The organism is Bacillus sp. Root131, assembly GCF_001429475.1.
Taxonomy (GTDB): Bacteria; Bacillota; Bacilli; order Bacillales; family Bacillaceae_G; genus Bacillus_A; species Bacillus_A thuringiensis_S.
The window spans coordinates 350501-362889 of the sequence record NZ_LMJQ01000012.1; the positions used below are offsets into that span (position 1 = coordinate 350501).

Sequence of the window (12389 nt, forward strand, 5' to 3'; positions counted from 1 at the left end):
AATTAAAATTGATAGAATCTTTCTGAAAAACAAGGGGGTAAATGGAATGAACATCTACGTACTCATGAAACGAACATTTGATACAGAAGAAAAAATCGTAATTAAAAACGGTGCAATTTACGATGGCGAAGCGGAATTCATCATCAACCCTTACGATGAATATGCAATTGAAGAAGCAATTCAAGTAAGAGACGCACAAGGTGGAGAAGTTACAGTTGTAACAGTCGGTGGCGAAGATAGTGAGAAAGAACTTCGTACTGCATTAGCGATGGGCTGTGATAAAGCGGTATTAATTAATATTGAAGATGATGTAGAAAATGGTGACCAGTTCACGACAGCAAAAGTGCTTGCTGAATATTTAAAAGATAAAGATGCAGATCTAATTTTAGGTGGAAACGTTGCAATTGATGGTGCATCTGGACAAGTAGGTCCACGCGTAGCTGAAGCGTTAAATATTCCGTATGTAACGACAATTACAAAACTTGAAATTGACGGTACAAATGTGAAGATTGAGCGTGATGTTGAAGGTGATACAGAAGTGATTGCAACTTCATTACCAGTGTTAGTAACAGCACAGCAAGGTTTAAATGAACCTCGTTATCCATCGCTTCCAGGTATTATGAAAGCGAAGAAAAAGCCACTAGAAGAATTAGAATTAGATGATTTAGATTTAGAAGAAGATGATGTGGAAGCAAAGACAAAAACAATTGAAATCTATTTGCCTCCTAAGAAAGATGCAGGAAAAGTGTTACAAGGCGAGCTGCAAGATCAAGTAAAAGAACTTGTATCGTTGCTCCATACAGAAGCGAAAGTAATCTAATAAAATACGAAATTATATATGCAGGAGGGAAAATCTATGGCTCGTAAAGTATTAGTAATGGGTGAAGTTCGTGATGGATCGCTACGTAACGTTTCGTTTGAAGCGGTAGCAGCAGCAAAAACAATTGCAGAAGGCGGTGAAGTAGTAGGTCTTCTAGTTGGAGACAGCGTTGCCTCTTTTGCAAATGAATTGATTCATTACGGTGCAGATCGCGTTGTGACAGTTGAAAATGATAAATTAAAATCATATACATCTGATGGTTATGCACAAGCGTTTTTAGCTGTACATGCTGAAGAAAATCCAGAAGGTATTGTCTTTGGACATACAGCACTTGGTAAAGATTTATCACCAAAATTAGCAGCGAAGCTTGAAGCTGGTTTAGTTTCTGACGTAACTGATTTAGAGGTTGAAGGTGGAAATGTTATCTTCACTCGTCCGATTTACTCTGGTAAAGCATTCGAGAAGAAGATTGTAACAGACGGCATCTTATTTGCGACAGTGCGTCCAAATAACATTGCAACTCTGGAAAAAGATGAGTCTCGCAGCGGTGACGTATCTTCTATTACAGTTGATGTGAAAGATTTACGTACAATCATTCAGGATGTTGTCCGTAAAACAGCAGAAGGTGTTGATCTTTCTGAAGCGAAAGTTATTATCGCTGGCGGACGCGGTGTGAAGAGTGAAGAAGGATTTAAACCATTAAAAGAGTTAGCTGACGTACTAGGCGGCGCTGTTGGGGCATCTCGTGGTGCTTGTGACGCTGAATACTGTGAGTACTCATTACAAATTGGTCAAACTGGTAAAGTTGTTACGCCAGACTTATACATTGCATGTGGTATTTCTGGTGCGATTCAGCATTTAGCAGGTATGTCTAACTCAAAAATAATCGTTGCGATTAATAAAGATCCAGAAGCAAGTATCTTCAAAGTAGCTGACTACGGTATTGTCGGTGACTTGTTCGAAGTTGTACCTCTTTTAACAGAAGAGTTTAAAAAGTTAAAAGTACATTCATGATTTAAGTACCCTTGAGTTCCAAGTGAAGTACCCCTATATATAGAAAAAGGTGAGAGATCCCCTGTCTCTCATCTTTTTAGTATTTAATCCGTATTTTTATATAGTATAAAGGAACATTTTTTTGTTACAATACATAACGATACATATTATTCGCCACGTATATAAGTTAATGATATACTCTTGGTAGAATATACTTGAAGGAGGAAATAAAATGGCAATTGTAAACGCAAATGACCAAAGCTTCGCAGCTGAAACTAGCGAAGGTGTTGTATTATTAGATTTCTGGGCACCTTGGTGTGGACCTTGTAAAATGATCGCTCCTGTATTAGAGGAAATCGATGCAGAATTAGGCGAAAAAGTAAAAGTAGTAAAAGTAGATGTTGATGAAAACCAAGAAACTGCTCGTCAATTCGAAGTAATGAGTATTCCAGCTCTTTTCGTATTAAAAGACGGTAAAGTAGTTGATCAAGCGTTAGGTTACAAACCGAAAGAAGCGTTAGTAGAATTAGTTTCTAAACACTTCTAAAATAAAAAAAGCTACCAAATGGTAGCTTTTTTTATTTTCTTTTTTAGATCCTTTCCGTTACAATAAAGGAACGTATGTTGGGTGTTTTGGCATAGTATGTTTTCAAGTGAAAATAAAAATGCTAAGCATGTAGAAATGGAGGGAGACGAGTGCACGAACATTTGAAAGAAAAGTTGGCTATTTTACCAGATCAACCTGGTTGTTATTTAATGAAAGATAAGCAAGGAACGGTTATATATGTCGGAAAGGCAAAAGTGCTTAAAAATCGTGTGCGCTCGTACTTTACTGGTTCACATGATGGGAAAACACTGCGGCTTGTAGGAGAAATTGTTGATTTTGAATATATTGTAACCTCTTCGAATTTAGAAGCACTTATTTTAGAGTTAAATCTAATTAAAAAATATGATCCGAAATATAATATTCAATTAAAAGATGATAAAACATATCCTTTTATTAAAATTACAGCGGAGAAACAACCGCGCTTACTCATTACTCGAAATGTAAAAAAGGATAAAGGAAAGTATTTTGGTCCTTATCCAAATGCACAATCTGCTCATGAAACGAAAAAACTGCTAGATCGTATGTATCCACTTCGGAAATGCACGAATATGCCAGATAAAGTTTGTTTGTATTATCATATGGGTCAATGTCTAGCGCCTTGTGTGAAAGAAGTGACGGAAGAACAAAATAAAGAAATTGTAGATGAAATTATTAAGTTTTTAAATGGTGGGCATAAAGAAGTTCGTTCAGAATTAGAAATAAAAATGTATGAGGCCTCAGAGAAACTAGAGTTTGAACGTGCAAAAGAGTTGCGTGATCAAATTGCTCATATTGATGCGATTATGGAAAAACAAAAGATGATTATGAGTGACTTAGTGGATCGCGATGTGTTTGGATATGCAGTGGATAAAGGATGGATGTGTGTTCAAGTTTTCTTCGTTCGAAAAGGCAAGCTAATTGAACGTGATGTTTCTATGTTTCCGATTTACGATGAACCAGAAGAGGGCTTTTTAACGTTTATCGGCCAATTTTATGAAAACAGTAGTCATTTTAAGCCGAAGGAAATTGTCGTTCCAGGAAGTATAGACTCGGAATTAGTAGAGCGCTTTTTAGAAGTGGAAGCGACACAGCCGAAACGTGGTAAGAAAAAAGACCTTGTAGAATTAGCAAATAAAAACGCAAAAATTGCTCTTGAAGAGAAGTTTTACTTAATCGAACGTGATGAAGAACGAACGATTAAAGCGGTAGATCATTTAGGGAAGCAGCTTGGAATTGAAACACCGTATCGTATTGAAGCGTTTGATAACTCAAATATTCAAGGAACAAATCCCGTTTCTGCAATGATTGCTTTTATCGATGGGAAACCAGCGAAGAAAGAATATAGGAAATATAAAATTAAAACGGTTCAAGGGCCAGATGATTATGAGTCTATGAGGGAAGTTGTGAGACGCCGTTATACAAGGGCGCTTAAAGAAAATTTACCTTTACCGGATTTGATTATTATTGATGGCGGAAAAGGCCACTTGGCGGCTGCAAGTGATATTTTAGAGGATGAGCTCGGATTATATATTCCGATGGCAGGTCTTGTAAAAGATGACAAACATAAAACCTCCCATTTAATTATTGGAGATCCCCCGGAACCTGTGGTGCTTGAGAGAAATAGCCAAGAATTTTATTTATTGCAGCGTATTCAAGACGAGGTGCATCGATTTGCGATTACATTCCATCGTCAATTACACGGGAAATCTGTCATTCAATCAGCATTGGATGACATTCCAGGAATCGGTGATAAACGGAAAAAGGTATTGTTAAAACATTTTGGTTCATTAAAGAAGATGAAAGAAGCTTCTGTAGCAGAATTTGTCGAAGCAGGTATGCCAAAAAATGTTGCAGAGACGATTTATACGTATTTAACAGATAAGAAGACGTTGTAGTTTACAATGTCTTCTATTTTTTGTTATAATTTCTGAATATTTAAAATAAATTGACGTGAATGAAAATACAAAAAAGTCAACTAAACTGATATGTCTAGTTGACTGTAGGTAATGCTTACACTTCAATGAGATCTTTTATATCCCATTTCACAAGAAATGTAATAGAGTCAGAACGTTTTTTCTTTTCTTCATATGACTCTGCAACGACGTTCCGTTGCTTTTGAATTTGTTCAGCGATGAATCCAGCTTCTAGTTGATAAGAAGAATGCCTTTTTTGTTTTTGACGTTCTGCAATGAGTGTGCCTTTAAGTTGGAACTGCATTTCACGACGCTTATGTTCAATAATGCTTAAAGTGCCCCAGCCAGCCTTTTCAAAGAACTGAATGACTTCTTCAATTGTTTCTAGCGGATATTTTCTTGCAAGGTTTCTACCAGACCAGTATAAAATACCATCTAAATCGTTGCCGATTAAATCAGGTAGTAATTCTTCACGTAGCAATTCATAAGCGAAGGCGTTCAATGAAACATCTTCTAAAGATGTTATATCGATTGTATTTTTACTCACAATATTCCCCTCTTTCTATAGGGATTATTATATAACATTTTTCATTTATAAAAACAGATTTTTCTTTAGGGAAATCTCAATATCTGAGAAGAAAAAAAGAATTGGCAAATTATATGCAAATTATGTATACGTTTTCTTGACGCTTCGACAAAAATAGGGGTAAAATGAACTTGTTATCAAATTATGCTGAAATATTTCGAATAATTTTTTCAGTTTTTCTTATGCCAATAGTGAAAAAACATTATTGTTATAAATTAATCTGAAAACAGCAGTCAAACATTCAAGGGGGTAATGGGGACATGAAAGGCCGCGAGTATACGTTTCGTAAGTGGCACTCATTAATGGGGGTCATCCCGGTTGGTGTCTTTTTGACGCAACATCTAATTGTAAACAACTTTGCAACAAGAGGAGCAGAGGCTTTTAACAAAGCTGCAGGCTTTATGGAGCTCCTTCCATTCCGGTATGCGCTAGAAATTTTCATCATCTTTTTACCGATACTGTACCATGCTATATATGGCTTATATATTGCATTTACAGCTAAGAACAATGCGGTTTCTTACGGTTATTTCCGTAACTGGATGTTCGTCTTCCAAAGAATTTCAGGTATCGTTACGCTGATTTTCATTTCTTGGCACGTCTGGGAAACTCGTATTCAAGCAATGTTAGGTAAAGAGGTAAACTATGATATGATGGCAGATATTTTAAACAATCCAGCTATGTTTGCATTCTACTTAGTTGGTGTTGTTTCAACAATTTTCCACTTTGCAAATGGACTATGGACATTCTGCATCAGCTGGGGAATTACAGTATCTCCACGTTCACAAAGAATCTCTACTTATGTAACATTAGCTATTTTCTTAGGTCTATCTTATGTAGGTGTGAGTGCATTATTAGCGTTCATCGATCCACAGCTAGCAAATCAGTAAGGAGTGGGAGAGCATGAAAGGGAAACTTATAGTAGTCGGCGGTGGCTTGGCTGGCTTAATGGCAACGATTAAAGCGGCAGAAGCAGGAGTGAATGTTGAACTGTTTTCTTTAGTACCAGTAAAACGTTCACATTCTGTATGTGCTCAGGGCGGAATTAACGGTGCCGTAAATACGAAAGGTGAAGGGGATTCTCCATGGATCCACTTTGACGATACAATCTATGGTGGGGACTTCTTAGCGAACCAACCACCAGTTAAAGCAATGTGTGAAGCAGCACCTGGTATCATTCATTTAATGGACCGTATGGGTGTTATGTTCAACCGTACGGAAGAAGGACTTCTTGATTTCCGTCGATTTGGTGGAACACAACATCACCGTACAGCATTCGCTGGTGCAACAACTGGACAGCAATTACTTTACGCATTAGATGAGCAAGTACGTCGTCATGAAGTAGCAGGACTTGTAACGAAATATGAAGGTTGGGATTTCTTACGAGCTGTTGTTGATGATGAAGGTGTGTGCCGAGGAATCGTTGCACAAGACTTACAAACTATGGAGATTAAAAGTTTCGGAGCTGATGCCGTGATTATGGCAACAGGGGGCCCTGGTATCATTTTCGGAAAATCAACAAACTCCATTATTAATACAGGTACAGCAGCGTCTGCTGTATATCAGCAAGGCGCATATTATGCAAATGGTGAGTTCATTCAAATTCACCCAACGGCAATTCCAGGAGACGATAAATTACGTCTTATGAGTGAATCTGCACGTGGTGAAGGTGGACGTGTTTGGACATATAAAGATGGTAAGCCATGGTACTTCTTAGAAGAAAAATATCCGGCTTACGGAAACCTTGTACCTCGTGATATCGCAACGCGTGAAATCTTTGATGTTTGCGTAGAGCAAAAACTAGGTATTAACGGTGAAAACATGGTGTACTTAGATCTTTCTCATAAAGATCCGAAAGAACTAGATATTAAACTTGGTGGAATCATTGAAATCTATGAGAAATTTACAGGTGATGATCCTCGTAAACTACCAATGAAAATCTTCCCAGCTGTTCACTATTCAATGGGCGGACTATGGGTTGACTATAAGCAAATGACGAGTATTCCAGGTTTATTTGCAGCAGGTGAGTGTGATTATTCTATGCACGGTGGTAACCGCCTTGGTGCAAACTCACTATTATCAGCAATTTATGGTGGTATGGTAGCAGGACCAAACGCAATTGAATATATGAAAGGTCTTTCTAAATCATCAGATGCTGTTTCGTCTACTGTATATGAGCAAAATGAATTAATCGAAACAGAGAAATTTAACAATATTTTAACGATGGATGGTAATGAAAATGCATATGTTCTTCATAAAGAGCTTGGAGAATGGATGACAGATAACGTTACAGTAGTTCGTGAAAATAAAAAGTTATTAGAAACAGATGCGAAAATTGAAGAGTTAATGGCTCGTTACAAACGTATTAACATTAACGATACAGCGAGATGGAGTAACCAAGGTGCTTCATTTACACGTCAACTTGCAAATATGTTTGAGTTAGCACGTGTTATTACAATTGGCGCATATAACCGTAATGAGAGCCGCGGGGCGCATTACAAACCTGAATTCCCAAATCGTGATGATGCAAACTTCTTAAAAACTACGATGGCAAAATTTGAAGGAGAAGGAAATGCACCAGCATTCCATTACGAAGACGTTGATGTTTCATTAATTAAACCACGTAAACGTGATTATTCTTCAAAACATGATGTAGCTGCTAAGGGTGAAGAGAAGGGGGATAAACAACATGTCTGAGAAAACAATCCGCCTCATCATTACGAGACAAGATGGACCAGATGCACAAGCGTTTGACCAAGAGTTTGAAATTCCATATCGTCCGAATATGAATATTATTTCGGCGCTTATGGAAATTCGTCGTAATCCTGTTGATTCAAAAGGGAATCAAACAACTCCGATTGCATGGGATATGAACTGCTTAGAGGAAGTATGCGGAGCATGTTCAATGGTTATTAACGGAAAGCCACGTCAATCATGTACGGCTCTTATTGATCAATTAGAACAGCCAATTCGCTTAAAGCCGATGAAGACATTCCCAGTTGTACGTGATTTACAAGTTGACCGCAGTCGCATGTTTAATGCTCTAAAACGCGTTAAAGCTTGGATTCCAATTGATGGTACGTATGACCTAGGTCCAGGACCAAGAATGCCTGAGAAAAAGCGTCAATGGGCTTATGAGCTTTCAAAATGTATGACATGTGGTGTTTGCTTAGAATCATGTCCAAACGTAAACAGTAAGTCTGACTTTATTGGACCAGCGCCGTTATCACAAGCTCGCTTATTCAACTCACATCCAACGGGTGAAATGCATAAAGCAGATCGCTTACGTGCAATTATGGGAGATGGAGGACTAGCGAACTGTGGTAACTCTCAAAACTGTGTGCAATCATGTCCGAAGGGTATTCCTTTAACAACTTCAATTGCGGCATTAAACCGTGATACAACAATTCAATCGTTCAAAGATTTCTTTGGTAGCGATAATAACTATTAATAAATATTGCCTCTTCATCTTGAAGGGGCAATATTTATAACTGTATTTTTCAGTTTATTCTGTTTTTTTTGAGAGGAAGAGGAGATAACGTTGAAGAGAATTTCTTATATTGAAGACTTCGAGAAATGGGAAAGTGGTTTTTTATTTTACAATCCTGTAAAGGTTCGTTTTGGTGAAGTAGATATGTTTGGACATGTAAATAATGTCGTTGCTTTTACTTATTTTGAAGAAGCTCGTATCGCGTTGTTTAAAGAACTTGGATTTATGCAAGAGTGGACACATACATCATCAGACACGATGATCGTTGTTGCGGATTTACAATGTAATTTTATTAAGCAAATATATTATGATGAACAGTTGAAGGTGTATGTAAAGGCAGGATCGGTTGGGAATTCTTCTTTGGATTTACATTATATGGTGAAGAATGCAGAAGGAGAGGTTTGTTTAGTAGGTCGTGGAATGATGGTTCAAGCGTCGAAAAAAACAGGAAGAGGCGAACCATGGCCTGAAGAATGGAAGAAGAAATTACTACAATGATAGAGTGAAAGAAAAATAAGAGAGCAATTTGCTCTCTTATTTTTTGTCTTCCATTGCTTCTTCTAATGTTAAGTGATGTTTATATAGGTATGTAGCGTATGGATTACCAACGTAGCGTAAGTGCCATGGTTCATATGCATATTCTGTTGTATCTGTTTTATCTTCTAAGTAACGAATGACAAAGCCGAATTTATGAGCGTGTTCCGCGACCCAGTTTCCTTCTGCTGTCTCTCCGAAGATAGGCTCTAATTGAAATTTAGCTGTTTTTGAACTAATATCCATTGCTAAACCCGTTTGGTGTTCACTTGTACCAGGAATTGCGCTTACTGAATTAGCTTCAGCTTTTCCTTGACGTCTAACGTATGTATCATGCAACGATTTTTGACGTTTGTATGAACGATAACCAGATACAGCTGTAAGATCAATCCCTTCTTTTTTTGCAGCTTTGAACATGTTTTCAAGTGCTTCTGCAGCATCTTTGCGTAGTAGCGTTTTTTCTTTATCTTTTGGACTAGTGAATGGTACGTTTGGTCTTGTTAAGTCTTCAGGAGTGTATCCATCTGGTAGTTTTCGATGTTTATTAATTAAGACAAGATTAGATTTTGGATTTGTTACAACTGAAAAGTCATTGTCTATTTTCTTTGCATTATGATCAGCTTTTGGAAAAGCAGGAATCTCTTCTTTTGGGTGGTTATTATGTTTTTGACTTTCGACAGCTTTCGCTTCATTATGTAGTGGTGATTTAGAACCAAAGTAAGCGAAAGATGTGATACCGATTACAATAGTAGTGGCAGAAATAATTATTATCTTTTTCATAATGCCTTGTAATCACAGTCCCTTCTTAATAAAATATGTATCTTTTTTTATTATAAGTCTAGTTTGTTGGAAAAGAAATATAAGAGTCATAACGTAATAGAAATGCAAAGAAAATGTCAGAAAATGTGTGAATTTGTAGTATTTTTTTATATAATTCATTTCTTATCTTTCATGAATTGCATTTTTTATGTAATATATATACATAAGAAGATGTAGCGATTATCGAGAATAAAGAACTTCTTGTATAGACTAGGAGTGAATGGGAATGGATTTTGCAACAATTATTGGACTTATTTTAGGATTTTTAGCAGTGGTAGTAGGGATGGTCGTCAAGGGCGCTGACGTAACAGCCTTATTAAATCCTGCCGCAGCATTAATTATTTTTATCGGTACATTTGCTGCAGTATGTATTGCATTTCCGATGAATCAACTAAAAAGGGTTCCAAAACTATTTAAAGTTCTTTTTGGTTCAAATAAAAAGGATTTAAGTTATGAACAGTTGCTAGAATTATTTGTTCATTGGACATCTGAAAGTAGAAAATACGGTATTTTGTCTTTAGAGCAACAATTAGACAAAATTCAAGATGAATTTCTTTTGCGCGGTATGAAATTTGTGATTGATGGCGTATCCGCAGAAGATTTAGAGCAAATTTTGGAATCTGAATTAGAGGCAATTGAAGAAAGACATGCAAAGGGAGCTGCTATTTTTTCACAAGCTGGTACGTATGCACCGACATTAGGAGTTTTAGGTGCTGTTATCGGTCTTGTAGCTGCGCTTGGTAACTTAACTGATATTGAAAAGTTAGGTCATGCTATTTCGGGTGCATTTATTGCAACGATTTTTGGTATTTTTTCAGGGTATGTATTATGGCATCCATTTGCAAATAAGTTAAAGCAAAAATCTTCAGCTGAAATTGAGAAAAAACGTTTAATCATTGATTGTTTATTAATGTTACAAGAAGGTACATATCCGTTTATTATGAAGAACCGCATTTTAGGTGCACTTTCTGCAACTGAGCGTAAAAAGCTAGAAAAAGGAGCAGAAAAAAATGCGGAGTAAGAAAAATAGAAGAGGCAAAAAGAAAAAACATGATGAGCATATCGATGAAACGTGGTTAATCCCATATTCTGATATGTTAACGTTGTTATTTGCATTGTTTATCGTTTTATTCGCAATGAGTAGTATAGATGCTGCGAAGTTTAAACAGATGGCAGTTGCTTTTCGAAGTGAATTAGCCGGGGGAACAGGTAACAAAGAATTTTTAAGTGATCAAAAGCCAAATGATGAAAAAGAATTATCGGCAAGTAGCCTTGAGGCAGAACAAGCAAAAAAACAAGAAGAAGCTAGAGCTAAAGAAAAAAAAGAGATGGATGAATTGAAAGCATTACAAAAAAAGATTGATCAATATATTAATGAAAAACAATTATCCTCTTCTTTTCAAACTAAATTAACTGAAAAGGGATTAATGGTGACAATATTAGAAAATATACTGTTTGATTCGGGGAAAGCAGATGTGAAATTAGAATCTTTAGGGATTGCAAAAGAAATGTCTAGCTTACTTGTTTCAGCGTCACCTCGTGAAATTACAGTATCCGGTCATACGGATAATGTCCCTATTGCCAATGCACAGTTTGCGTCGAATTGGGAATTAAGTACGCAGCGGGCAGTTAATTTTATGCAAGTATTACTGCAAAATAAAGAATTACAACCAGAAAAATTTAGTGCGATTGGTTACGGAGAATACCGTTCGATTGCTCCAAACGATACACAAGAAGGAAAGGCAAAGAATAGACGTGTGGAAGTATTTATCTTGCCTTTAACAGAGAAAGCAAAATAAAGAGGATGGCGAATGCCATCCTCTTTATTTTACTTCAAATGATTTTAAGTTGTCGCGACGGATTTTATCTTTTTCTGCATCTGATTTTTTGAAATCATAATCATATAAAGCGCCTTCCCAATCGCCATACATTGGATTCGGGAAAATAATGAATTTCTCACCAAATTGTACTTTTGAATCTTCTACTGTTTGGTTACGATCTTTTACAGATTTTCCATCAAAACCTGTGAAATCAGATAAGTTATCACCGAAGAATAAGACAATATCATGAGTTTGAGAAACGAGTTCACGGCGTTTTTCTTTTCCTTTTTCTTTCGGATCTTGTAGTAATATATGTTCTTTCGTTGCTTGAGGAGCACCTACACGCTCAAGATTTTTAATTGTTGCATCTAGTTGGTTCGTTTTACGATTTGAGATATAGTAAATATCTACACCTTTAGACTCTGTATATTTTAAGAAATCAATTGCGCCTGGAAGGGCTTCAGCCTCAGCTTTGTTAATCCAATCATCCCATTTGTAAGGATAACCTTTGCCTGTTTTTACGCTCATTGCTTGATGAGGACTGTTATCTAAAACAGTTTCGTCTAAATCAAGTACGATAGCAGGTTTTTTCTCTGTCCCTTTTGCAAGAACTGCATCAAGTTTTAATTGACCAATGTTGTACCCTTGGTAGTAAAGTGCTTTCGTTTCACCGGCTGTTTGATACCATAAATCAGCCATTAATTGTTGTTCTGTTAATTTTACTTTCTCTTCTTTCGCCACTGTTTTCTCTGGTGTTCCTGAACATGCTACAAGTGATGTAGATAGAACCGCTACAGATAATAAAGTGGTAATGCCCCTCTTCATCTTCAT

Annotated in this window: 13 protein-coding genes; 10 read left to right on the forward strand and 3 right to left on the reverse strand. The window is 36.7% G+C overall.

What is annotated here, in order from left to right; all coding sequences use genetic code 11:
- Window positions 1-46: 46 nt before the first annotated feature.
- From etfB to uvrC, 4 genes are all read left to right on the forward strand, one after another.
- Window positions 47-820, forward strand: coding sequence for an electron transfer flavoprotein subunit beta (etfB, locus tag ASE54_RS22680; RefSeq protein ID WP_001029028.1), 774 nt, complete (start codon window positions 47-49; stop codon window positions 818-820).
- Between the two features lie 36 nt (window positions 821-856).
- Window positions 857-1834: an electron transfer flavoprotein subunit alpha gene (gene etfA / locus ASE54_RS22685; protein ID WP_000101958.1), complete on the forward strand. Its 978-nt coding sequence runs from the start codon at window positions 857-859 to the stop codon at window positions 1832-1834.
- 211 nt (window positions 1835-2045) lie between these two features.
- Window positions 2046-2360 carry a thioredoxin gene (trxA, locus tag ASE54_RS22690; protein ID WP_001018943.1) on the forward strand — a complete coding sequence of 105 codons (315 nt, stop codon included), beginning with the start codon at window positions 2046-2048 and terminating at the stop codon, window positions 2358-2360.
- 149 nt (window positions 2361-2509) lie between these two features.
- Window positions 2510-4294 carry an excinuclease ABC subunit C gene (gene uvrC / locus ASE54_RS22695; protein ID WP_000544293.1) on the forward strand — a complete coding sequence of 595 codons (1785 nt, stop codon included), beginning with the start codon at window positions 2510-2512 and terminating at the stop codon, window positions 4292-4294.
- Window positions 4295-4409: 115 nt separating this feature from the next.
- Here the strand turns inward: uvrC and ASE54_RS22700 are convergent, their stop codons facing one another.
- Window positions 4410-4859, reverse strand: coding sequence for a YslB family protein (locus ASE54_RS22700; RefSeq protein WP_000042214.1), 450 nt, complete (start codon window positions 4857-4859; stop codon window positions 4410-4412).
- Between the two features lie 299 nt (window positions 4860-5158).
- Here ASE54_RS22700 and sdhC point away from each other — a divergent pair, with 299 nt between their 5' ends.
- From sdhC to ASE54_RS22720, 4 genes are all read left to right on the forward strand, one after another.
- The gene (gene sdhC, locus ASE54_RS22705) at window positions 5159-5785 is read left to right on the forward strand and encodes a succinate dehydrogenase cytochrome B558 (RefSeq protein ID WP_000678354.1); all 627 of its coding nucleotides are present in this window, start codon (window positions 5159-5161) and stop codon (window positions 5783-5785) included.
- Window positions 5786-5798: 13 nt separating this feature from the next.
- On the forward strand, window positions 5799-7592 hold the full coding sequence (gene sdhA, locus ASE54_RS22710) for a succinate dehydrogenase flavoprotein subunit (RefSeq protein ID WP_000676742.1): 1794 nt from the start codon (window positions 5799-5801) through the stop codon (window positions 7590-7592).
- Window positions 7585-8346, forward strand: coding sequence for a succinate dehydrogenase iron-sulfur subunit (gene sdhB, locus ASE54_RS22715; RefSeq protein WP_001291827.1), 762 nt, complete (start codon window positions 7585-7587; stop codon window positions 8344-8346). The genes sdhA and sdhB overlap by 8 nt, the downstream gene beginning before the upstream one ends.
- A 90-nt stretch (window positions 8347-8436) precedes the next feature.
- Window positions 8437-8883 carry a thioesterase family protein gene (locus ASE54_RS22720; protein ID WP_000822726.1) on the forward strand — a complete coding sequence of 149 codons (447 nt, stop codon included), beginning with the start codon at window positions 8437-8439 and terminating at the stop codon, window positions 8881-8883.
- A 36-nt stretch (window positions 8884-8919) separates the two neighbouring features.
- Here ASE54_RS22720 and ASE54_RS22725 read toward each other — a convergent pair whose 3' ends face one another.
- Window positions 8920-9699 carry a M15 family metallopeptidase gene (locus ASE54_RS22725; protein ID WP_000720194.1) on the reverse strand — a complete coding sequence of 260 codons (780 nt, stop codon included), beginning with the start codon at window positions 9697-9699 and terminating at the stop codon, window positions 8920-8922.
- Between the two features lie 265 nt (window positions 9700-9964).
- On the opposite strand from ASE54_RS22725, the gene motA reads away from it, so the two are divergent.
- Together motA and motB are read left to right on the forward strand one after the other, a co-directional pair.
- Entirely contained in the window at window positions 9965-10759 is a 795-nt protein-coding gene (motA, locus tag ASE54_RS22730; protein WP_000344851.1) for a flagellar motor stator protein MotA, read from the forward strand.
- Complete coding sequence (gene motB, locus ASE54_RS22735; protein ID WP_001256733.1) at window positions 10749-11537, forward strand: flagellar motor protein MotB; 789 nt, start codon at window positions 10749-10751, stop codon at window positions 11535-11537. The genes motA and motB overlap by 11 nt, the downstream gene beginning before the upstream one ends.
- A 24-nt stretch (window positions 11538-11561) precedes the next feature.
- On the opposite strand, the gene ASE54_RS22740 is transcribed toward motB, so the two are convergent.
- A complete protein-coding gene (locus ASE54_RS22740; protein ID WP_000782773.1) occupies window positions 11562-12389 on the reverse strand; it encodes a 5'-nucleotidase, lipoprotein e(P4) family in 828 nt (275 codons plus the stop codon).